Source organism: Legionella wadsworthii DSM 21896 = ATCC 33877 (assembly GCF_000701265.1).
GTDB lineage: Bacteria > Pseudomonadota > Gammaproteobacteria > Legionellales > Legionellaceae > Legionella > Legionella wadsworthii.
Genome location: NZ_KL370759.1, coordinates 270875 through 294154, shown reverse-complemented (window position 1 = coordinate 294154; position 23280 = coordinate 270875). Strand labels below are relative to the sequence as shown.

Below are 23280 nucleotides of genomic sequence, written 5' to 3'. Positions count from 1 at the left end.
AAAGATTATCGGCCTCAAACAGAGCTATGACAATACTTTTGTTTTGGAGCACTCAAACAGGGTCTGTTAAATTCTTATATACCGGTTTTTAATTAAAAAAAATACCGACCTTTAAAAGTTTTCTTATCTAAAACAACAGAAAATTGACTTGCTACATATTTGTGATAAAACGAGTTAAGATGGAAGATTACTCTATCTTTACGCCAAAAGGATATCTTAAATGGTAGTCATTTATTACCAAAGTGACTCTCGGATACAATTTAAATTACTGAATGACGAGAACAAACAACTACTACAAAATGCGTTATGGATTGATTTATTGAGCCCGACGAAAGAAGAAGAACAGATCGTTGAAACGCAATTGAAAATAGAAATTCCCACAAAGGAAGAAGTCGAGGAAATTGAACCCTCAAGTCGTTTGTATAAGGAAAATAATGTTTTATACATGACGGCCACCATGGTGGCTCTTTCTGATTTACCGGAAGTAAAAACGGATGTAGTCGCCTTCATACTTACAGAAAAGTGCCTGATTACCTTAAGATATGTTGAACTTCATCCATTTAAATTATTTATTAAAAAATTATTACGCAGTAATTCAAAAGATTACTCGAGAAATATCGTCTTAATCGAGTTACTCGATGCTGCAATAGACAGACTTGCAGACATTTTAGAAAAAATCAGCGGGAAGTTTGATGAAATCTCAAAAACTATTTTTCATCCAAAAGAAAACCCTCATCACACCACAGAAACGAACTATAAGTATATATTACAATATATTGGGGCAAATGGGGATTTGGGTACTAAAGCAAGTGAAAGTTTGATTTCCTTTACCCGCTTAATATCTTACTTGGAGCAGGGATATAATTCGGAACCTCCCAAAGAAATAAACAATCATTTGAATATAATTCAAAAAGACATCACCGCACTTCGAGAACATGCCAGCTTCCTCTCTACAAAATTTAGTTTTTTGCTGGATGCCACTTTAGGGATGATCAATATAGAACAAAATAATACCATTAAAATTTTCTCAGTTGCCGCGGTAATTTTTCTGCCTCCTACGTTAATTGCGAGCATTTATGGGATGAATTTTAAATTCATTCCTGAATTAAATTGGTACATGGGATATCCTGTAGCTATCCTCATGATGTTTCTTTCCGCATTACTACCCTTCCGGTATTTTAAAAAGAAGAAATGGTTGTAATTAAATTTTTTGTAATGCTTTAATCCTTTTTTCAATTGGAGGATGACTGGAAAATAGAGAAAGCCAACTTTCATGGCTAGATATTTTCATAGTATTCATGGCAGGCGCGCGATTATCAGCGGGTGTTTGATTTGTGAGCTGCTGCAATCGTTGTAGGGCCATGATCATCTTCTCTCTTCCAACATATTGAGCGGAGCCCCTGTCAGCGCGAAATTCACGATATCGAGAAAACCACATGACAATCATGGATGCTAGAATGCCAAACAATAATTCAAAAATAATAGCTACTCCATAATAGATAAATCCACCTAGCATTCCTTCGTCATCGTCTTTTCTGAAAAACTGCACTACAAAATAGGCAGCAATACGGGCAAAAAAGATTACAAAAGTATTTACGACACCTTGAATTAAAGACAACGTGACCATATCCCCATTCGCGACGTGGGAAATTTCATGGCCTAATACACCTTGAATTTCATCTTCATTCATCGAATTGAGCAACCCAGTGGATACGGCAACGAGCGCCTTATTTTTATTCCACCCCGTTGCAAAGGCATTAGGTTCGGGACTTTCGTATATCCCCACGTCTGGCATTCTGATATTTCTTTTTATTGCCAAAATTTTTACTTGGTTGAATAACCAGGCTTCTGATTCATTTGCTGGTTTTTCAATAATTTGGACATTGAATGCATGGATGGCCATCCATTTAGAAATAAATAGTGAAATAAAGGACCCTGTAAAGCCGACAATTGCAGCATAGATAAGGAGCGCTTTATAGTTTAGACCATATTGGCTTAAATACGGGCTTATGTTAAATACACTGAGTATAAAAGAAATGACTAAAATTATAGCTAAATTGGTAGCAAGGAATAACACTATTCTTTTCAACATAATCTTTCCTTCTTCATCCCATCACTCTTATCTTTAATTATAGTTGTTTCATTGATTCATGAGTATTTTTAAGCAAATACCAGCAATAAATATCTGTTTGCTCTTTTTTATTTTGATATAGACCATCAGTCTAAATAACTGATCCTAAAATTTGGAACTATTTAGCGAAAACAAATCTCCATGTTACCATTTACCCAGAGCATTTCTTGGAGAATATCAATGGCTGGACCCTATACCCCACATATAATAGTAAACGTACTTCGCTCAATTGTTCACCTTATATCTCAAAAACCAGAACTATTATCCACTTCAGGAGTATTTCGAGTTGCTGGGGCAAAAGCGGAGACAGAGAAGCTACTCGAACAACTCATTGAGCAACAATATAACGTCGATGTTCTTATTCAGTATGTCATGAATAAAGATGAAATAAATAATTTACATCTTTATGACATATTAGGAATGATTCCTGCAATTTTAAAACAATCACAAATATTGGATTCTACTGATAAGCTACTCATAGATTTTTCAAAAAAATTAAAAGCATTATTAGAATCATCAAAACCTGTGTTGACAGAAACCAATAGATTATTTCATGAGTTAATCAATCAACTTTTACTTTCTCACCGAATCGATCATCAACGTGCAGGAGAAATTCTCGATCATTATTGTCATTTAATGCATTTAGCTGGAGCCTATCAAGATAAAAATCTCATGACTTACAATAATCTTGCGATTATTATGGCTCCCAATTTAACGCACATATTGAATCTTGCTCCTGAAACAAATTTTTTGGCGCTGCATGGATTAATTAATCGGCTAACCCCTGTATTAGAAGCCTACATAAGCGATACGAACTGGAGTGTAGGATTTGAAGCGCGACATGCTAAAAAATTGGATCACTTGGTAAAAACTAGAGAATTTATTCATGAACAACTCAAGCATATGAAAGAGTCTTCTCGAGATGAAATGGTGATCCCAATGAAAAGCCTCACCGAGAAAGCCTTGGTTATTCAAACCCATATTGAAGAAAATGATAAACAACAAAGTCATTCTAAAAGAAAATTAAAAAGGCAATTGAGTAAACAAAAATCTCTTTTAGAAGAAGAACTCGTTGGTATTAAATCAAAAATTTCTGATTTGACACCTAAAATATCCCAGATGAATACCGCCCATCACGAACTACAAGAAGAAATGGATCTTATCTATCATTCTGGTGAAGAAATGAGAACGTGCAGAACCTTACGTGAGCAAACCTCGAATCTCTCTCATTTCAGTATGTTTCATTCAGAGAAAAACAAAAAGCCCTCTTCTTTTCTTACATTTCCCAAGGACGAAGAAAAAGAAAATTTAGAAATACAGAACGAATCAGACCACCAGGAACAAGAGGTCTTTGACTATAATGGACCTAAATAAAATTTTGAATATCAGGCGCTTGTAAACAGCGCCTGATAATTTGTAACGCTTCCTAAATAACGGATGAAAGAATAAAAAACTACTTTATCTAAGGTCCACCACGTACTAGTAATACAATAATTAAAATTAAAAGAATTAAGCCAACCCCACCACTTGGATAATATCCCCATCCACTGCTATATGGCCAAGTGGGAAGCACTGCAAGTAAAATGACGATTAAGACAATAAAGAGAATTAAATTCATAGTAAAATTCCTTTTTTTTATGGTGGTAATATAAATATAGTTTAAATTTTCTTCGATTACTATACTCACTAACCATTATTAAAAATGTAAAAACCAAAAAATAATCAATCTGTTATGAAATATTTATTCCTGTTTCATTTTGATTTACTATACATCCACCTCTGATGATATTTAGTGAAGATTATTGAACCTATTTTCAATAGTTATTCATGGGATCACACGAGTATTTCCATACATTTTTTAACTGAAGGGGTTTATCTATGCGTAAAATAATGATCTCATTTCTCTCTCTTCTATTTATTCTATCCTATGCATCAATTGCACATAGCTATGGTGTGCATGAAGATCATCCCTATGATTTCGTCGTTACAAAAGATGTTTATAAATTTTCTGAAATTTATCAAATAAAATCTCCTCAAAGGGAAACCTATCCTGGATCAGTTAAAAAAAGCGCCTTTCGTATTCGTACCAATTATGATTTATCCAATAAAGATGGATGGCAAGCTACAGGAATCACCCGAATTATTTCCCTTGGTTCTTTATACCCATGGGCCAAAGAGATTGATATTTATGACACACGAGGTGTACAGATAGGTTTTATTGATGGAAATTTGGCAACATTAGAATCCGCAAAATTTACAATTTATGATTATGATGAATCCGGAAAAGCTAATGAAATAGGTTTTGCCTATGCAAATCCCAGTTTTGACCGGTTCGTCATTTTATCATCCCTAAATAACCCTCACCCTATAGCCGAGCTCAATAGAAATTTTGGCGATAAAACCTGGAATGTTTCTGTGCATTATCCCGAGCAAATTGATGACCGTATTATCCGGATTTTTGCAGGATTTGTAATTGATCATGAAAACAAGTTTTTAGCAGACACAGATGATGACGATGAAATGATACAACGTCCTGGTAACTAGATAACACCAAGCTTGTTCGCGGAATTTAATCTCTACTGCGAGAAATCACGCGAACAAGTACAATTTAAAAATTTAACTACATCATGGAAAGAGCCCCTGATTTTGTTGTTTCCTCATCAATTGCCTGTGAATTTTCCTGTTGGATCTTTACCTTGATAAGCTCATTCATTTCTTTTATAAAATTCTTCACTTCAGTCAAATCATAGTGACGATTTTTATATTTGACATAGCTGATATATTGTTGCGCTATTTCTCTACATTTCTCGGGTGTGTATTTTTCATCTCCGCCCAACCCTTCTAAATACATTTGCCTAATCGCTTTGGCTACTTTAGGCCCAGACTGTTTCCCTTCAGAGACATAGAGTGAGATTTCATGGGGATATGTTTTTTGAATGGGGGCATCATTTTTCTTAAATAAAGTATGTTGAGAAAATTGGCTTAACCCTTCCACACTTTTTATAGTACTGGAATCTTTTTCAGAGGAGCTTACAGGAGATAATTCTTTACCATCATACTCTTGTTTCTTTTCTTGGGCATGTGGAACTAAACTGGAAAGTTTTGGCTTATTTGATAAAAATATAGGGGTACACTCGATAAAAACATGAAGAAAATTGCTAATTAATAATTTCCAAGTCGAATCAGAGCCTAACTTAATCATCAATTTACCAGAAAGTTGAAAGATTGCTTCAATAGCCTTTTCTTTCATTTCAGAAGTTAGATTGGCTTGAATTGTCTCTATTTCCTTCATTAAGACCAATATTAAATCATATTCTGGCTTATTTTGTTCTAAAGAGATTTTGGAATGCATCAGCCGTAACTCATCTAGAATTTCAAAAAGTTTTTGCTCGGTGTCAGTTAATTTTGTTGCAAATATTGATTCAGGAATTGAAGAAGTCCAATGAACGTTATTTTCATTGTTTAAAATCATGACTGGATGACCCGATTGGGTAAATGGGCTGCTGCCACTTCGATGAATATGCAGTATCATTTCATGATCGTAAAAAGTATCAATCGTCTTTCGTTCATTGCGTACCATACGCTCACCTTGTATCGCACGATGTAGAACCAAAAGTGTTTCTTCTGAACCCCAGACGTATTCCTTTTGTAAATGTTGTTTATATAAATTCAGATTTTTTTCATCTTCTGTTAAAAAGTAACGTACTGTTTCCGCCCTTAAAACATTATCTAAAACTTTTTCTTTATGCTCCTTTATTTCTCTTTCTGTAAACTGTTTCTCTTCTTTTTTCAATTCTTCTACTTTAATTGCCCAAAGCCTTCGAAATTCTTCAATAACATCGAGCACTCTCAAAAGTGAATACTCTGTCATTCCGATATCAGTACCTGACATCTTATATATTTCAGCTTCAGTAAAATTAGTATTTATGAAGCCATGATCAATCAGTTCGGCTAGTTCTGAATCATTTGCAAGCATTGCTTGTTTAAAGCAAAATTCCAAACCATATTTCGCTGCAGAAAATAATGGAGTATCTTGGGGGTATAATTTAAATTCTTGTTTTGTATATTCTGCTGCCAAATCCCTGGTTGCTCTACCCAGTATCGGTTCGATAATGGTCTTAATTTCACGAGTGGTAAACGCAAGGGATGGATTCTTACTCAATAGCGTGCGCAATTGAACTTTATCTTCTTCTTTAAGTTTTAATTTATTAAAAATATTCTCGGTGATATCAGGAACATTTTTTGCTCTTAAATAATACATCAATGAAATGCTATAAGCATAATACATGCAATTGCCTTTACCACTATTATCTACATGAAACATATTGACTCCTTTTGTTTTTATGGTTCCTGATTTTTTATGTAAATGTATACGTGCGAGCGAAACGAGAGTACATTTTCAATTGAAATTAAAAATTGTATTTGGATTGGATTAATAAAAAAAGTTACAAATAAAAATGTAAATTAAGTAAAAATGGATACTTTGATTTCGAAAACAATCCTTTGCTATGGAGGGAACGAAACACATTGACATAACATTAATCCTTTAGATTTTATTTCGCTTACGTTGTAATCTATACGATCAAAATGTCGCATGCAATACTTTCATATCATAATCAGGACAAAAAGTATTTTTTATGAGAAACATTTGATTCATAGATAAGTTGGTACTTTTGACAAGTTCGTTCCTGTAAGACAATCATCGTTGGGCTGACTCATTAAAAGTGATGCGCCTGCTTGATGTTGATTAAAAAAAAGCGCTTTATTGGTTGTTTGAAGCATCAAAATTGTTCCTTTAACATATAAAGCCTGAATTAAAAAAATTACTTCCTTTAAAATATCCGGTACCACTGAAGATTTAAATAACATCCCTGCATCACGTGTCAGCGCTCTCGCTTGTTCATGTAAAGGCCTTTCGGACAAACGCATTTTTATTGCCCGTGTATAAAAGATGTTTAAAGGTTCTCTAAATGCTTCAGGCCATTCTTCTTTTTTTCTATCATAAAAATTTTTTAGAACAAACAGATCATCTAGTGGCAACTCTCCATTTTCAGATTCTATGATTGAATGCCAGAGAACTTTATCAGCCAAAATTCTTTCATGAAGTTCTCCTCCTTGAGTCGTCATTTCGTGAGACAATAAAAGTTTATGCGACCTTCCAAAAACGTCTTCATCGTTATCATTTGGATAAGGCTGTTCACTCACTGGGTTAAGTTCCTCTAAATGAATGCTAAATCGTCTTTGTTCTTTTCTAAATCCATCCTGAATTTGATTTAAGGTAGGCGCTATTTCGCTTTGTAATACCTCTGGTAAACTCTCAAAAATATCTTTCAATTTATCCAGGACAACATATTTTGTCGCATGTTGGTCAATTGAAGCCAATTCGCTGCTTAAGGTTAAAAATAAGCTGTAATCAGCATGTAATTGGCGTAACTTTATCGTGAAACGCTCCATTTCAATTGGAGAAAATTGCTCGTTTTCTTCAGAAAACACACTATTCATGCGTTCCCAAAGATCAGAATTTTTTAAAACCAGGCCAATCAGTAAACTTGAATTGACATATTCCATTTCATAAAGACAAATTCTTGCGATTTGAAACCCTGACATAGAAAACAGAGTGTGTTGTATCTCATGAATAAGTGTCTCATAAAAAGTATTAAAATCATGCAAATACTTTTTCAAAGCATCAAATAAAAAATGAATTGCAGAAGCACTGGTGAGCATGGACGTGGATTGAGTACTTTGCATGACTCTGATGGTGATAACAATATTAAAACTTGTAGAGAGTAATGCTTCAACAAGCCGCCAACATGGTTGTTTGAATGGGATTCGCTGCTCCATATCAGACTCCCCGGGTTTTAAATCCATATCTAATGAAAACAGATTCATGAGTGTTTTGGTTATCGCTCTCGACTTTATTTCATCATGAACATACACATTATTCTGATCCTTTGAGAATTGTTCGATGAGCGCCACTTGACGAGCTAAGCACTCAATAAAAGGATTATATTTCTGGGCTAATAGAGTTCGATTGATGCAGTTAAAATCAAAAATACTCCGTTCATCCGACAAAGAAAGAGTATTTAACCAAATGCTCATTTGTTGTTGAAAGGGGATGATGTGATTCACAAATAATCCTATGGCAGAGGGTAGGCTTTCTATGTAGGACATTTGTTGTGAGTTGGGTTCCTCAGAATTTACCATATCCTTCAAAACCAGGATTTTTTTTAAACGATCAAGTAATACATCGGCAAGATCAAGTGCAAACGGCTGGTGTGATTCTCCAAAATCTATTGTTTCAAAAGACTGGATACACATATAATGCGCCAATTCTTTTTTGGATTTATAATCCAGTAAATTTTTTGGGACTTGTTGCAAAGCCGAATCAACTATTTCAGTTAAAATTGATGTATCGACCTTTTTTGCCAGGAGACCTGCCTGTTCTGCAATCGCCGGAAACAATCCTTTTATTTTTCGATAATTTAGAAAGTACCCTTTGGTATATCCTTTGTGGTTAAACCACCCTTGGTATTCAAAAGGATATAAAAGGTCCTCGTTGTTTTTAGAATGAGCCAAAAAGCGGAAAGCTGCGCCCCAATCAATACGGGCAAATTGAATAAACATCATTTCAACAGAAGACAGGACATCCAGGCAAACTACATTACCGCTATGGACACTGTGATCCCCAAAAAGCAAAGAATACATCAGAGCAATAGCAAGACCAAAATAGGATTTTAATTGGGTCAGAATGAGGTACGACTGTGGTCCATAAAACATTTCAACTAAAGGATCCCGATCAGAACCATCCCGATATCCCGTGCCAATTATTTTAAATAATTCTTTGAATTCAATTTTTGGTTGAATAAGTCCATAACTACCATCCTCAAATTGAATCAATTCAGCATAAACAAAAGACGCATGGTAGATTCTTTCGATAAATCCACGATGTATAAATTCCTGAAGCAAAAGACCTGCAAATAATTCTGTAAATAATTCCTTTTGATCTTTAGGTTTTTTTATAAAATATTCTAATCCTTCCGGGTTTCGGTAAAAACCATCGACTTCGCTTTGATTTTTACCACCTTTTTTATTTTTAAATTTTGTTAATACCTTCCCTTTATAAATAATCATCACAGACTCAATTGGTATTCCGTTCAAATCATTTCTATCATTTATTAAGTCTTTAGAAAAGATTTAAGACCCAGAAGATTCAATCAAACAAATAAAAGATATATCTGGTTTTTTTATATGTTAGGTAAAGTATCATTGGATAATTGGAATTTAAATTATAAATTCAAAATGATTAATAAAGAAAAATGGAATAAATTAACGGAATTGATGGTTCTACTTCATGTCCAAGAGAGTGACCTTCTTGAAAAATTTATCTTGGGACGTGGCAAAGGAGGACAAAAATTACAAAAAACTGCTTCCACGGTATATTTGAAACATATTCACTCTGGTCTCGAAATAAAATGTCAGGAATCCAGAAGCCGTGAAGACAATCGATATTTTGCAAGAATAAGATTATGTGAAAAACTCCAATCAATACTTAGTAATGAAAAAACAAAAAAACAACAAACTATAGAAAAATTAAAGCGCCAGAAGAAAAGACGATCACGTCGCTCCAAACAAAAAATTTTAGAAGAGAAATCCAGACAAAGCGACAGAAAACTCCTCAGAAAAAAACCTACACCTGATTGTTAACCACACTGCTGTTTCCTAGATTCATGAATTTGGCCCTTCTTTAAGGTTTTAGGTTATTGAATAGAGGCGAAACTTGTATAATTTTTATATTTATTGTATAATTTTTAATCAACCCCGTTAGAAATGGAGTTCGAAATGGGATACCGCGACGGATTAAAATTCCAATTTACTAAAATGGATGCTTTACACTCTTTAAGCCAACCAGTTTCTTCCTTACTCGGGATATCGAATCAAACAGAGCAGACCTTAAACAAGCTGGGTATTAAAACAGTTTATGACCTGGCTACTTGCCCTTTATTTCTGATCGCTCATGATATTGCATCTGCAGCGAATGGAGAAGGAGATTCGATTGTAGCACGCTCAGGAAGAATATCATCAAGTTTTCTTGATGCGGATTCACCGCAAACTCCAGAAGCCTTGGTGAACGCGGAAATTAACCTATTAAAAGATATCAATGATTCGCTTGCTAATGAAATAAAAACGAATTTACAAGTGGAAACCATAGGCGATCTGGGTAGATGGCCTCCCTTTTGTGCTGCTCAAGTCATATTAAATGTTGGAATACCCAATCTCAACCAGACTGGAGAAGAAAAGGGAAGCGAATTGGTGCCAAAATTAGGTGAGTACCCTACAGAAAGACATTATTATCGTTCAGTCGTGATTGATCAGGTTACACCCCAGGAAACCACTGATTTAAACACTGCCGGGCCCATTGACATTACCCCAACCATTTCCTCTGATTTTGGTTTTAAGGCACCTGCAGTCGGAGCCATGTTAACCTTTGCCCAATCTTGGTTTGCTCAAGGCGTTACCCTAGGGAATTTATTACATAGCGTTGCGCTGGCACCAGGTGAAAGCACGCGTATCGCTGTCATGGATTGGTCGCGACATACTCAAGCCTCAGGTCAGGAAACTATTGCTGAATCCGAAAACTTAACCAATACCACGACTCATAATCGGGCGATTAGTGAAGTGCAGAACGCCGTTGCTTCTGAAGTTCAGACCGGATTCTCCAAGACAAGCGGTAGCTCAACCACTTCGGCTGGTGGGGGCGGATTGGGACTCAGTTTAGGACCCTTAACTCTAGGAGGAAGTGGTTCTTCTGCAACATCCAGCTCCAATGCTGAAAGCTTTTCAACATCTTCAGGCACACGTAATCTTGCTGCAACCATGAATCAACGGGTTTCTGATGCAACACAACAAGCTGCTTCTTCAGTACGCGATCGTCGTGCCTCAATCGTTAAAGAAGTTTCAGAGGAAGAACATCAGTCCGTATCGACTCGAATCATTGCAAATTACAATCATATGCATGCCCTAACCATACAATATTATGAAGTAATCGAAATCTATAGGGTCAATGTACAGTTACAACAGGTAGAGCGTTGCCTTTTTGTGCCTATGAAATTAATTCAATTTGATAAGGCAACCATTAAACGGTACCAAGGAGTTCTTGCTAATGCAGCATTAACTCAGCGTGCAAAGGAATTATTAACCCTAGACTTTGGCTCTGTCATTGTTCAACCTACTCTACCGCTTCGGCCTACCCGATCTATATTTGATAAAGTATCCGCAATCGATCGTATTTCATCTATAAATCTTACAATGCGTGCGACAACTAATGCGTCAAACACTGCTGCAGAAGGAAACGAAAATTCTCCTGCCACAGCGGAACCTACTACAGCCCCATCAGCACCTTTAACCAATGAACCCTACTGGATAAATGATGAACTCATAAGGGCTTCGCGCATCACTTTTGCAGGCATTACCAAGCCAGGCACAAACAATGTATCTTTACCTGGAGAAACTATATTTTATGGAATATCCCTTGATCTTACTGCTCAAAACCGTTCTGCTATTTCAATTACTGCAGTAAATATCGATTTACAATCTGGGAATATCCTGCAATTAACCAGCATTAGTCCTGCAAATTGGGTTGCAAGCGAATCGATTCCCGTTCAGGAATTAGCCGCAATTAGAATCACCTCAGCCAATACAAGTTATTTAACAGGAAGATTAACGCTCCAGCTAAGTTATAACAGTGCAAAATTTCCTATTAGTTTACCAGTTGAAATAAGTCCTAATGCAGTTCAGGTACAACTTTGTCATTTTTTACCAAATCAAAGTAATGAAACTGAATTAGAAATGCATCTTGAGCAAAATCGCCTGGCTTACAGCCAAGCCGTTTGGAGGGCATTAGATCCTTCTCAAATTGCTTTGCTTCTATCAGCATATACCTTTGAAGGTAAGCCCATTGGTGATTTAATTGATCCGAATCCTGTCATGGTTGCCAGCAATTATTTAGTGTTTCGCATGCCAAGTTTTATTAGCGCTGTGGGGATTGAAGAAACCCAATCTGATTCAGAAGACGAAGCTCATAAAAAATGGCAAGGCTGGTTAAAGGACCGGGGCTTAATATTAGGTGCAAATACAGCAGCCGAACAACTTATTCCCATTCCAACAGGTGGTGTATTTGCTGAAGCAGTACTAGGGCGCTCTAATTGTGCTGAACTTCTTGATGCCACCCGCTTTTGGAACTGGCAAGATTCCCCGATACCTTTACAACCACCTGAAATTGCTGCAATTCAAATGGAGTCACGTGCTCAGCCTATTGATGCAACACCAGGTCAATTGGGTGCTCCTGTTTTAAACATTATGAACCCTACATCACTCCCAGATCCTGCAGGAGTAGGCGCTATTTTAAATGCAGTTCAGAATGGTAATATGTTCCGCGATATGTCAGGCCTTTCAGCAACGGCTGCATTAGCACAAGCTTTAGGAAGCAATTCAACCAGTGCAGGTATTGAGGCAGGGAAACAGGCTGCAGCAAATCTCGCTGTCGCCGCTCAGAAAGATATAGAAGAAAAGAAAATTGCTGCACAACTTGCCCTTGCTGCAATGGGTTTACCTTCAGCAGGTGGCGGTTCTACTAAAAATATTTCCGAGGGAGGGGCTTTATTAAATACTGCTTCTGAAATGGATAAACGCTCTCCAAGAGTAGCTCACTCTTCAGGCTCGGGGCTAAATGGTTCTTCCTCAAATGGTTCCGGTCTAAACGGCTCCGCAAATGGCTCTGGTAACGGCCTCGACAGTTCACCCGGGGGTTCAGGAGATTACATGCCCGGTGTCCCCGATGGAATGGGCCATTTCTTAAATGGAGAAAGTCGCGCAGATGAAGTACTCTCCAAAATGAACTGGGGAAGTTTAGGAGAATCTGGAGCTTCCATCATACCCGCCAGTTTTTATTCCGATAAAGGTGGTGGAAGCGGCACAGGTGCAGGTGCAGGAACAGCGATAAATTTTGAATTGGCCTGCTATGCTAAATTTCCCAAGCCTTGGGCTAGTGAAGCTGATGAAGTACAAGGTCTGGCAAATGACAAATGGCTGCCATCTGAAGAAGATTTTGACAGCATCAGTCCTGCTGCAACCAGCGCAAATAATCAAGGGACGAAACCTTATGGTCAAGTAGATACTTCTCTAGAAGATTTAATTAATACAGTAACCTATTTTGCACCCAAAGTACCAGGTTTTGGAACCTATCATGCTTCAAAAGTAACACGACTTAACCTTTTCTTATATGCACAAAGCGGAAATATTGGTTTTGAAGGAATTATAACAACTAACGGTAAATGGCAATCTAATCTTGGCAACGATATAAAATCTCCAGGGCTAGATGCTGCATTGCTCACTAGTATTAGCAAAAAACCTGCTACAAAATCTTTATTGGCCAAACTTAAAAAAGCATGGGATCCCTCCACTGAGATATGGCTATATACCTGTTCTGATGTCGTAAGTGATGCTTTTGGTAAAAAATTAGCGAAACTACTGGGAGCCAAAATTAGGGCTTTTGATGATCCATTTTGGGTATTACCTACTTACGATACCACCCAACAAAAAATCTTATCAAGAGATGAGTTTGGCATTGGTTCGGATTTTTCAGCTGCCGCTGCCACAAAAACTAAAGATTTGCATAGCCTGGACGTTTTGTCAAAAAGAACATTTAAACCCTAGGGAAGTCCTGTTGCATTAGTGGTCATTTTTTTGAAGTATAGAGAGAACCTATCACTGGGCTTAACAGCCCAGAATTTTTTCAATTCTCTGCACAAAGGCTGCCATATAAACCTTTTATGGGCTATACTTGTTCATTATGTTCTATCCTACCAGCATGCACTCAAATCGAAAAATAATTCATATTGATATGGATTGTTTTTATGCCGCAATTGAAATCAGAGATAACCCTTCACTTAATAATAAGCCTGTTGCGGTGGGAGGCTTAGCGAATCAACGTGGCGTGCTTTGTACTTGCAATTATGCTGCCCGGGAATACGGCATCCACTCAGCCATGCCCACTGCCATAGCGCAACGTTTATGTCCTGACCTGGTTGTATTACCTGTAAACATGCCGAAATATAAAGCTGTCTCCCAATTAATCCAGAATATTTTCAAACAGTATACTGAGCTCGTTGAACCTTTATCTCTTGATGAAGCTTTCCTTGATGTGACTCATGCGCTCCATTGCCGCGGAAGCGCCACACTTATGGCCCAAGCCATCCGGGAAAGAATTTATAGGGATCACCAATTGACTGCTTCGGCTGGCGTGGCACCAAATAAATTTTTAGCAAAAATTGCCAGCGCCTGGAATAAACCGAATGGTTTGTTCGTCATTACTCCAGAAGAGGTGGCGCACTTTATTAAAAAACTTCCTGTAAGTAAACTATTTGGCGTAGGTAAAGTCACTACATCCAAGTTAAACCAAATGCACATATTTACCTGCAGCGATTTGTATCGATATCCATTAGATTTTTTAATTAAAAATTTTGGAAAATTCGGCAAGCAATTGTATGAGCAAGCACATGGAATAGACAATCGGCCTGTTCAACCCTACCGGCAGCGTAAATCATTAAGTGTCGAGAAAACACTCCAAACGGATATTCATGACCCCAATGAAGTCATTCGCATTATCAATGAGCTCTATAAGTCTTTAATCATTCGACTCAATGAAAGTGCAGCTGATTTAAAAATAAAAAATCAATTTATCAAGATAAAAATGAATAACTTCAAACTGGTGTCTGCAGAAGTCAAAAGCAAACAAATAAATTTAGAACAATATATCCAGTTGTTTGAAAAAATGAGCCGAAATCCATTAAAACCTATTCGGCTGATTGGCCTTGGGGTGCATTTTTCGTCTTTAGAAGATAAAAATTTTTATCAACCGCCACTCTTTGAAATCGAAGGATAATACTTCGTTATCTGTGAGTGTCTTGGGTGCACATACAGAGAACCCCAGGAAAGTCCTCATCTTTTGTATTTACAAACAAACAGGAAAAAATATTAATAAATGTGTTCCCAGACTATTTAGGGCTCAAGGAATCATCCGAATCTTCTTCTTCGGAACTGGAGTCAGCGTCATAACTCCAATTTTCCCAAATATCACCAATGGAAAACTCATCTTTTAAACTGTCATATTGCTCTCGTAAGACACTATATACTTCATCAAAATATTCATGGTGTATGGCAATGTATGCTTCTCTATCCTGAGCAAACTGATCCCAGTTAATTAAATTGACCTTATCTTGAAATTTTACGAGACAGTTATGTAAATTCACTACCAGATTATAATCATAGATATCAAATTCACCATGATTGAATAAAACATGTTGTATCATGAATTTTGTTTTTAATTGCAAAATATCTACTTTCAGATTGCAAACTTCTTTGAATAAGCTGGTACTGTCTTTTAGGAAAGAATGAGTGAAGTTAGAGAGAAGATTATTTACCCTACTTTGGATTTCTTCTTTCTGGTTTAGTAGATCTGGATTGTCCTCACCATCTAATATATCCTTGTAGGAGATATCGATATGAGACATATCCCTCTTTAATTCATTACTCACTAATTTGTAAATTTCTAACGTTTTTTTAGTGGAAGGATTGATAAAAAATCTTTTCGAGTACGTCATATATTTTCCCAAACATCTAAAAATAAAAAGATTATTATACAATATGAATTTTAATTTACCATAAATATGATTCTATGAGTCAGTAAAAATTGAGACTCAAGGATTAATTTGGAAAAATATAAACTATATGATATAATTTTAGCTCATTATGAATAATTATACATCATTTAACTAAGAGATAATCCTATGCTGTCAAAATTTTTTTCAACCGATCTACCTGTTTCGAGTCGAGAAGCTTTTGAAGCATTAAAGAATTCACAAGACTTAAATAAAATTCAAGAAATTTTATCTCATTTTAATGAATTGGTTCATCTTAAAAACAGTACCCTCACCTCTTTAGCACGTTCAAACCCCAAAATTTCGAACAATCAAATCTTTATTATGGAAATGGAAACCCGCTTTCACAAACTACGCGATGCCTTACAAAATGAGAAACCTTATAAGCATTTGTTTGGAGATTTATGTCAATTAAAAGAAGATCTGCAAGTTATCTTAAGATACTACCAAAAACAAATTGATGAAGGCCAACCTATTGCAGCAGATCATATGAGAAGAGCCAATGGTAAATACGGCGAGTTACGTGGGATCACTTCTAAATTTTCATCCCAACATGTGTTATCCGAACCTGAATCGGATGCCTTAATTAAATACACTCTTAATTTTTGTGCATCTGACGTGATGAAAAATGATATAGCAGTCATTTCAGAGATAATCCAAAAGCCTCATTTAGCGGATCACTCTAGGGATTCAGGATTTTCCTATTTTAATCTTAAGTAATTTGTTAAAAAACAATATCGGGAAGATTATTACTCCTATTGATCAAGCGAATTCAAGACTTGGATTTGCTGGCACAGTTTATTCTAAATATTGATAAGATAGATGGTTATATATTTACTTATTGATTAAAAAAAATCCTAAGATACAATAGACTTTTTGTTGTTGGGAAATGATTATGGGATTTTACTTTAGAAGTTACAGACAGACAGCAGGCGATAAAGCTTACAATGAAAAAAAATTTGAGGAAGCACTGACTCATTATTCAGCAGCGCTCACCACTTTGCATCTGCATGCAGCATCCAATGCAACGCGCCACAATGATTTCTATGATGCGTTTGTTTATGTTTTATCTGAAGTGATAACAACGAAGCTTATGATTATGAGTCGTGAGGCTCAAAATCATAATTTTGCTGTTATGAAAAGCCATTGGGACGAAATACCTGGTTTACTACAGGAAATGGAAATTACTTATGAGGAACATCTTAAAAATGCTTCTCACTGTCAAAGTAACAAAGAAGAAAAAGTAAAAGAGGTGAATAAACTGCTCGCAGCGGTATGCGAAGATGTCAGTGACGACTTCGCTGATCTCTTGGATGAAGAAGAAACCATCCCTAATTTACTGCCTCATGCAATAGAATGGATGAAGCGTGCTATTAGTTTTCAACTAAAAACCAGAACTCATCCTAAACTTTCTAGTAGTTTAGGCTATTTGAATTTACTTGAGCGCCTCTATAAAAAAACCAATAATGAAACTCACCTTAAAGAAATGGCTGATTACATCCAGAAGTATAAACTTAGGGAATTGCCTGTCAAATCCCCTTTGCAAAAGTTAGAACTATTAAGCTATGTGTTACGAGCAAACGTTGCTACTCAAGGAGAGATTATTGGATTGGCCGATGAATGCAAATCGCTTTACGCTTTGCTTCCCGATGAAGATAAAGATAATACTATAATTGAGGATCTCCGGCATTTAATTGATCTGGGAATTGAAAAAGATGGGGAAACGGCAGAGGCGATGGAGGAATCTGATGATACGTCTCATATAGTCAACACGGAAGGAGAAAATCGAGATGGAGAAAGTAACGAGGGACACGCTCTACCGGAACAAGAAGCATTTGTCAGCCCTGGGGATACACTAATCGGCCTTCAAAGTTTAGATACAGTACCGATGAGTCTCTCCATTCAGGAAGATACGACGGTATGCGACTCTGGAATACCTCATAATAGTCCGGTAATCGAGTTTTCTGCCTCCCCAAGTACTACTCAAAGCCCTCAAGGGTTCTTCTTTAGTGCACCACAGGGTACTTCCTCAGACAAAGAACTTCCTCATAGTAAAGCACTTCAAGTCGGATTTGAAACAATTATTTCCAATGCTAAAAATCCAAAGTTTTTAGCGAACTTACTCTCGCTCATTGCAGATTTTTTTATTAAATATAAGGCTTATAATGTTCAAAAGCAAAATGCAATCGTATTAGCCTATGATCTGTATCGTCAGGTTTTAAAAATAGATCCGCAACATAACCGAGCACATGCGAAACTGAGGGAAATGAGCAGTAAACACAAACAATTAATAGGTAGTTATAATAAATTTTTTAGTGTCCCTCAAAGCCCAATTCCATTTGCTGAAGCTCAAATGGATGATGCAAAAAGATTGTTTACTGAAGCACTGGAAGATTTAACAATTCAACTGGAAAGCTTATTGATTAATAAGACAATTAAAATACGCATTACTATAGATCAATTAATTTGCTATGTTGGAGAACAATTAACTAAAGGGGCTATAACTCAAGGTCCAAGTCCTGAAATAGAAGAGATGTTAACCAATACATTTGAAAAAGAACTTAAAAATTATTTTCAAGTCAGTTAATTCAAGAAATAATTGTCCAAAACTTCTGAAATATTCAGGGAGATTTCAGAGGTATTTGTGATAGGATTTCACTTGATCTTTACCTGCTTGTTTTGCAGCATAGAGGGCATGATCAGCTGCCTTTATGATTTCATCAATGGTAGCGCCATGTTGAGGCGCTTCTGCTACGCCAATTGAAACGGTAATGTGAGTTAAGGTATTATTTTTAAAATAGATAGATTGGTTTTTTATTTTATCACGAAGTTCTTCCATTCTACTTATGGCATTGTTCAGGGTTGTATTTAACAGGACAATTACAAACTCTTCTCCTCCAAAACGTACTGCAATGTCGCTTTCACGAAATGTTTCTTTAAATAACTTACCTATCGATTTTAGAACTTCATCCCCAGCCAAATGGCTGTAGGTATCATTAAAGCTTTTAAAATTATCAATATCCAGAAGCGCAACGCACAGGTTATTTTTTTCTCGCGCAATCCGTATTAATTCTCGTGTTAAAACATCATTTAGATAACGTCGATTATACAAGTTGGTCAAAGGATCATGGATTGATAATTCACTTAATGAGACCCGTAAATTTATATTGGCTATTGCAAGTTTCACTATATTCCCAAAAGAATGAGCCATGTCTTGTTGGTGTTGTATTATCTTTTTACCTTTTGGTGCAAGAAGATGAATCACACCTATTAATTCATTTTGTACCATCAGCGGTAAAGCCATATAGCCTCCTTGAGGAGGAGTCTGATAGTGGGCGCAAGGCACTGATTTATTCGGATCATCAACCAAATTGGGTGTTGCTTCACGAATTGAAAAACAATCCATGGGTGAAAATATGATGGGTAGAAACTTCTCATTTCCCCACTGCACCACTGTTTCCATTTGATTTGTAACTTGATTATAAATGGAGAGACCGCCACTCAATTCAGGGAATAAATCTTGAGCAATGATGTTAATTCTGGGATAAGCCTCTTCCGTTGTAATGCAAATTTGCAGGGATCGATTTAATTTATTTAATAAACTTTCATCATGTTCGAGCAATTTTAATTCATTCAAGGTTTCCATTGTTTTCTCATTCAACTCTCGCATTTTTTCCTCATTCTGAACACGATCGCTTACATCTTTCATTTGAATGATAAAATTAATAGGTTCCCCCTGCTCATTCCTTATGATGGTTGCGCTAACCATAGCCCAAATAATACTTCCATCCTTACGAACATAACGTTTTTCCATATGTGAAATGCGCAAATCCCCATGAATAAGTTTGTCCATAGCGTCTTCCGTCATTGCCACATCATCCCTGTAAGTCATTTCGAGCATATTCTGATTATGCAGTTCTTCATCACTATACCCCAGGATCTCTTGCAAAGTACGATTCGTATGAATGCATTTTCCTTCAGTGGAAACAATGGCCATACCTATGGGGGCATTTTCAATGGTATTTCGAAAACTTTCTTCACTGCGCTTTAAATCCGATAAAAGATTTAAACTATAAATCTCCAGGTAAATTGATTTCATTAAAAATTGATTCACGCCAGCAGTAGCAAAGAGCACAATAATCACATACAGCAGGGTAGCCATAAGTAATATAAAGGATAATGAAGGGGCGATGGATACGGATAGGTAAATCAGAAGCATCCAAATTGGAATCATAAAAGCAATATATGCAGAATGAATGGTTAATAACTTAGCGCTAGGTGCACCAAGAAGACCAACAAGAAACACAAATATCACCAATCGATAAAGAGAATCATCGATATAAAGAAACAGCAACCCTCCTAATGCCCATAAAACTCCCGATTGAAGATTGTTGATGATAAAATATTTTTTCCAAAAGGAAGGACTAAAACGGTTATCGGGCTTTTTTTGGCGATAGTAATAGTATAAAAAAAAACCCCTTAACAAATGATTGAAAAGGAACATGCACAGCAACCAACTTATTACCAGGTTTTTGTTGCTTACGTGTGTCCAGATAATGAAAACAAAAATTATGGTTGCAATAAAGTCTGCAACAATTAAAACATAAAAATTTTTATAGGATTCCTCTATAAGCTTATTTTCTATTTGTGAACTGGGAACCCCTGGAAAATACATTAGAAAGTTTCCTCAAAATTTTTCTGTCTAATAAAAGAATAGTTATTTAGGGCTTAACCCGAATCTTCTTCGTGCAATCTTTACAATTTTGTTATATAAATTGACGATTATGAAATAATCAGTTAGTTTATATATTTAAGTGTTTGTTTTTTATCGATATCGAAAAGAATACATCCACTTTATAAGGAGGAGATATGTTAATTAGATTAATGCTTGGCGTGCGAAAATTCCAAGATGGATCGTTTAAAGAAATGGAAGGTATGTTCAAGAAGTTAAGTACCGGTCAAAATCCGGAAATTCTTTTTATCACTTGTGTCGATTCCCGAGTGGATCCTAATCTAATCACACAAACAAAACCAGGGGATCTCTTTGTGATTCGTAATGTTGGAAACATTATTCCCCCTTCTAACGTACCCTCAAGTGAAGCAGCTGGACTTGTTTTTGCATTAAATGGACTCGACAGCATAAAACACATTATCGTCTGCGGTCATTCTCATTGCGGGGCAATGAAGGGTTTGCTTACACCCAATCTGCATGAAAAACTGCCTGAGGTAGCCTCATGGCTCACCCATTCGCATTCGGTGTTAAAACATATCAATCATTCTGAGAATTCTTCCCAGGATTTCTCCAAAAAAGTCCTTGAGGCCACAAAACAAAATGTTTTGGCTCAAATGGAACATTTAAAAACGTACCGGCTTATCGCAGATAAACTTGATCGTAATGAGATTACACTTCATGGTTGGTTTTATGAGTTCGAAACAGGTGAGGTATTTGTTTATGAGGCTACCCAAAAGGATTTTTTACCGCTTGAGAATGCATTAACCTTTGCTGTGTCTACTCGCAGGGACAAAATCATTGAAGATATAGCTATGAAACATCTCGAACCGCTAACTCATCCCCAGACTATTAAGAAATATGAAGAATTAATGCAATTGTTTTCAGATCTTAAAATCGACTTAAAATCCATATGGCATGCAATAAAAGAAGAAGCTCGCTTAAAATTATGGGATGAAGTGGGAGGATTATATACCAGCCCCGAAGATGTCTCTTTTAAGAAGCTTTGGGAAGAAGGAAGCCAATTAAAAATCAAAAACTTAACGGATTTTCAAAAAAATATCGAAGATTCGACTGGTTATCAAAACTACTTAAAACAAACCATGCTTCATTCCTTTTTTTCTCCTTCTATCCCAAAATCTATACCAGGGCCACTCTCTAACGGGTTTCAATTTTGATTTATAATCAAGACCAGGAATCCCCCTGGTCTTGATAAAGTGAAGTATCCTTTTCATTTACAAAACAAAAATTATGGTCTAAATAATAATATCAAAGGGATTTTAATGTGAATACTCATGAAAAAATGGACTGGTATTATCCTATCAATAATCGTAGTTCTTATCCTTATTTCTTATTTTGCTATTGGTTTCTTAATTGAGAATACCCTTTATAAAAATATTAATTCCATACCTAAGAGTTCTGCGTTTAATATACAACTCAATAAATACCATCGTGGGTGGTTTTCATCTCGAGCTGCCATTTCTTTGAAGATGCATATCCCGGCTCAAACTACCACAGATAATAATGGCATCACGAAGACAGAACCTTCTGCCGATATAGATATGGAGTTTCCTGTTTTAATCAAACATGGACCATTTATCATCACCTCATATGGCCTTCGCTTCGGGGCAGGACTTGTGACCACACAACCAGAAACGCATTATCAAGCATTCATAAGCTATTTGAATAGAACCATTTTCAGGTACACACTCCCTTCTTTTGCGATGGAGGGTAAAATTGGACAAAATGAAGGAAATTTCCAATTCAGTTGGCAAGGCCTGAGTTCTTTAATTCGGGTTTCTTCTAACCTGGATCATATTGATGGAAACTTTAAATTATTAGGAATGAAAGGGGCAGCGAATAATCCATCCAATCCTCAAAATAATCTTACCTTCGATATAGGCAAGATCTCTTATGATTATCAATTCAAACAGCACCAAGATTGGTTATGGATTGGCAAAACTCGATTTAAGATCCCTTCTTTAGACTTAAATCTTGCCGGAAAACACGCATTCGGGTTGACACAGTTTATATTTCAAGCGGGTTCTGATGTAACTTCTGATCAAATGAATGTGGATTTAAAAGTTTCTTTGCAGAAACTTTTGGTTATGAATCAAAATTATGGACCCGGTGTTTTTCACTTAAGCATCAGAAACCTGGATCCAGCCGTTGCTGCACAAATTAATCAGCAAGAATTTAATCTGATTCAAAATAATAGCGATCCTAATTTAATTATTCTAGCTTTGGCCACAGAATCACCCAAGCTTCTTGCTAAAGGAGCTGTTTTTGAACTTTCTGAAATGAATTTAACAGTACCCGAGGGGAAAATTACAGGAAATTTTAAATTAGCAGTGCCTCAAAACCAAGGAAATGACTTATCGCATCTGATGCAAAATATTTATGGGGAAGGTCATTTTAGGGCCCCCATAGCCACAATAAAATCCATGGTGACTGCATCACTTAAAAGCAATAATTCACAACCCAATGCAAATGTCCAGTCTAACTCACCCCCTATCAATACAGATCCGACCCAAATATTAGTGAAACCTGAAAATGAGGCATTGCAAGCTGATAACCTTTTAAAAAATCTGGTAGATAAGGGTTTTTTAAAAATTGAAGGAAATGATTACTCTCTAACCTTCAAAATTGAAAATCAAAAAATCCTTATTAATGGTGTGTTGTTTCATCCGGAGATGATGAAATAA

General features: G+C 36.3%; 16 protein-coding genes. 10 read left to right on the top strand and 6 right to left on the bottom strand.

Translation table 11 applies throughout. The features are described from left to right. The first annotated feature begins 220 nt into the window (after nt 1-220). Nucleotides 221-1201 carry a magnesium transporter CorA family protein gene (locus BU07_RS0107395; RefSeq protein ID WP_031564778.1) on the top strand — a complete coding sequence of 327 codons (981 nt, stop codon included), beginning with the start codon at nt 221-223 and terminating at the stop codon, nt 1199-1201. Here BU07_RS0107395 and htpX read toward each other — a convergent pair whose 3' ends face one another. Then, the gene (gene htpX, locus BU07_RS0107390) at nt 1202-2092 is read right to left on the bottom strand and encodes a protease HtpX (RefSeq protein ID WP_031564776.1); all 891 of its coding nucleotides are present in this window, start codon (nt 2090-2092) and stop codon (nt 1202-1204) included. 219 nt (nt 2093-2311) lie between these two features. Between htpX and BU07_RS0107385 the strand changes: the two genes are divergently transcribed. Next, nucleotides 2312-3505: a RhoGAP domain-containing protein gene (locus tag BU07_RS0107385; RefSeq protein WP_031564773.1), complete on the top strand. Its 1194-nt coding sequence runs from the start codon at nt 2312-2314 to the stop codon at nt 3503-3505. A gap of 88 nt (nt 3506-3593) precedes the next feature. On the opposite strand, the gene BU07_RS17230 is transcribed toward BU07_RS0107385, so the two are convergent. Next, nucleotides 3594-3749, bottom strand: coding sequence for a DUF3309 family protein (locus BU07_RS17230; protein WP_084157813.1), 156 nt, complete (start codon nt 3747-3749; stop codon nt 3594-3596). Nucleotides 3750-4009: 260 nt separating this feature from the next. On the opposite strand from BU07_RS17230, the gene BU07_RS0107375 reads away from it, so the two are divergent. Next, nucleotides 4010-4675: a hypothetical protein gene (locus BU07_RS0107375; RefSeq protein WP_031564771.1), complete on the top strand. Its 666-nt coding sequence runs from the start codon at nt 4010-4012 to the stop codon at nt 4673-4675. Between the two features lie 76 nt (nt 4676-4751). On the opposite strand, the gene BU07_RS0107370 is transcribed toward BU07_RS0107375, so the two are convergent. Then, nucleotides 4752-6455, bottom strand: coding sequence for a hypothetical protein (locus tag BU07_RS0107370; protein ID WP_031564769.1), 1704 nt, complete (start codon nt 6453-6455; stop codon nt 4752-4754). A gap of 329 nt (nt 6456-6784) precedes the next feature. Beyond that, nucleotides 6785-9262 (bottom strand): LepB GTPase-activating domain-containing protein, encoded by a 2478-nt coding sequence (locus BU07_RS0107365; protein ID WP_031564767.1) that lies wholly within the window; start codon nt 9260-9262, stop codon nt 6785-6787. Nucleotides 9263-9430: 168 nt separating this feature from the next. On the opposite strand from BU07_RS0107365, the gene BU07_RS0107360 reads away from it, so the two are divergent. The 3 genes from BU07_RS0107360 to dinB all read left to right on the top strand — a co-directional run bounded on the left by BU07_RS0107360 (nt 9431) and on the right by dinB (nt 15071). After that, entirely contained in the window at nt 9431-9835 is a 405-nt protein-coding gene (locus BU07_RS0107360) for a peptide chain release factor family protein (protein WP_031564765.1), read from the top strand. Between the two features lie 135 nt (nt 9836-9970). Next, complete coding sequence (locus BU07_RS0107355; RefSeq protein ID WP_031564763.1) at nt 9971-13843, top strand: DNA polymerase Y subunit UmuC family protein; 3873 nt, start codon at nt 9971-9973, stop codon at nt 13841-13843. Between the two features lie 154 nt (nt 13844-13997). Further along, nucleotides 13998-15071 carry a DNA polymerase IV gene (gene dinB / locus BU07_RS0107350; RefSeq protein WP_031564761.1) on the top strand — a complete coding sequence of 358 codons (1074 nt, stop codon included), beginning with the start codon at nt 13998-14000 and terminating at the stop codon, nt 15069-15071. Between the two features lie 112 nt (nt 15072-15183). On the opposite strand, the gene BU07_RS0107345 is transcribed toward dinB, so the two are convergent. Then, nucleotides 15184-15789, bottom strand: coding sequence for a hypothetical protein (locus BU07_RS0107345; RefSeq protein WP_031564759.1), 606 nt, complete (start codon nt 15787-15789; stop codon nt 15184-15186). 186 nt (nt 15790-15975) lie between these two features. On the opposite strand from BU07_RS0107345, the gene BU07_RS0107340 reads away from it, so the two are divergent. Next, the gene (locus BU07_RS0107340) at nt 15976-16566 is read left to right on the top strand and encodes a hypothetical protein (RefSeq protein ID WP_031564757.1); all 591 of its coding nucleotides are present in this window, start codon (nt 15976-15978) and stop codon (nt 16564-16566) included. Nucleotides 16567-16741: 175 nt separating this feature from the next. Next, on the top strand, nt 16742-18433 hold the full coding sequence (locus BU07_RS0107335; RefSeq protein WP_031564755.1) for a hypothetical protein: 1692 nt from the start codon (nt 16742-16744) through the stop codon (nt 18431-18433). 45 nt (nt 18434-18478) lie between these two features. Here the strand turns inward: BU07_RS0107335 and BU07_RS0107330 are convergent, their stop codons facing one another. Further along, a complete protein-coding gene (locus tag BU07_RS0107330) occupies nt 18479-20521 on the bottom strand; it encodes a diguanylate cyclase (protein WP_031564753.1) in 2043 nt (680 codons plus the stop codon). Between the two features lie 194 nt (nt 20522-20715). On the opposite strand from BU07_RS0107330, the gene BU07_RS0107325 reads away from it, so the two are divergent. Together BU07_RS0107325 and BU07_RS0107320 are read left to right on the top strand one after the other, a co-directional pair. Further along, on the top strand, nt 20716-21753 hold the full coding sequence (locus tag BU07_RS0107325) for a carbonic anhydrase (protein WP_031564750.1): 1038 nt from the start codon (nt 20716-20718) through the stop codon (nt 21751-21753). Between the two features lie 117 nt (nt 21754-21870). Continuing rightward, nucleotides 21871-23280, top strand: a complete 1410-nt coding sequence (locus BU07_RS0107320; protein WP_031564748.1) for a YdgA family protein — start codon at nt 21871-21873, stop codon at nt 23278-23280.

Excerpts from the sequence above, each read along its gene's own strand:
- BU07_RS0107395 (WP_031564778.1), top strand. The coding sequence starts at position 221 with ATGGTAGTCATTTATTACCAAAGTGACTCTCGGATACAATTTAAATTA.
- htpX (WP_031564776.1), bottom strand. The coding sequence starts at position 2,092 with ATGTTGAAAAGAATAGTGTTATTCCTTGCTACCAATTTAGCTATAATT.
- BU07_RS0107385 (WP_031564773.1), top strand. The coding sequence starts at position 2,312 with ATGGCTGGACCCTATACCCCACATATAATAGTAAACGTACTTCGCTCA.
- BU07_RS17230 (WP_084157813.1), bottom strand. The coding sequence starts at position 3,749 with ATGAATTTAATTCTCTTTATTGTCTTAATCGTCATTTTACTTGCAGTG.
- BU07_RS0107375 (WP_031564771.1), top strand. The coding sequence starts at position 4,010 with ATGCGTAAAATAATGATCTCATTTCTCTCTCTTCTATTTATTCTATCC.
- BU07_RS0107370 (WP_031564769.1), bottom strand. The coding sequence starts at position 6,455 with ATGTTTCATGTAGATAATAGTGGTAAAGGCAATTGCATGTATTATGCT.
- BU07_RS0107365 (WP_031564767.1), bottom strand. The coding sequence starts at position 9,262 with ATGATTATTTATAAAGGGAAGGTATTAACAAAATTTAAAAATAAAAAA.
- BU07_RS0107360 (WP_031564765.1), top strand. The coding sequence starts at position 9,431 with ATGATTAATAAAGAAAAATGGAATAAATTAACGGAATTGATGGTTCTA.
- BU07_RS0107355 (WP_031564763.1), top strand. The coding sequence starts at position 9,971 with ATGGGATACCGCGACGGATTAAAATTCCAATTTACTAAAATGGATGCT.
- dinB (WP_031564761.1), top strand. The coding sequence starts at position 13,998 with ATGCACTCAAATCGAAAAATAATTCATATTGATATGGATTGTTTTTAT.
- BU07_RS0107345 (WP_031564759.1), bottom strand. The coding sequence starts at position 15,789 with ATGACGTACTCGAAAAGATTTTTTATCAATCCTTCCACTAAAAAAACG.
- BU07_RS0107340 (WP_031564757.1), top strand. The coding sequence starts at position 15,976 with ATGCTGTCAAAATTTTTTTCAACCGATCTACCTGTTTCGAGTCGAGAA.
- BU07_RS0107335 (WP_031564755.1), top strand. The coding sequence starts at position 16,742 with ATGGGATTTTACTTTAGAAGTTACAGACAGACAGCAGGCGATAAAGCT.
- BU07_RS0107330 (WP_031564753.1), bottom strand. The coding sequence starts at position 20,521 with ATGTATTTTCCAGGGGTTCCCAGTTCACAAATAGAAAATAAGCTTATA.
- BU07_RS0107325 (WP_031564750.1), top strand. The coding sequence starts at position 20,716 with ATGTTAATTAGATTAATGCTTGGCGTGCGAAAATTCCAAGATGGATCG.
- BU07_RS0107320 (WP_031564748.1), top strand. The coding sequence starts at position 21,871 with ATGAAAAAATGGACTGGTATTATCCTATCAATAATCGTAGTTCTTATC.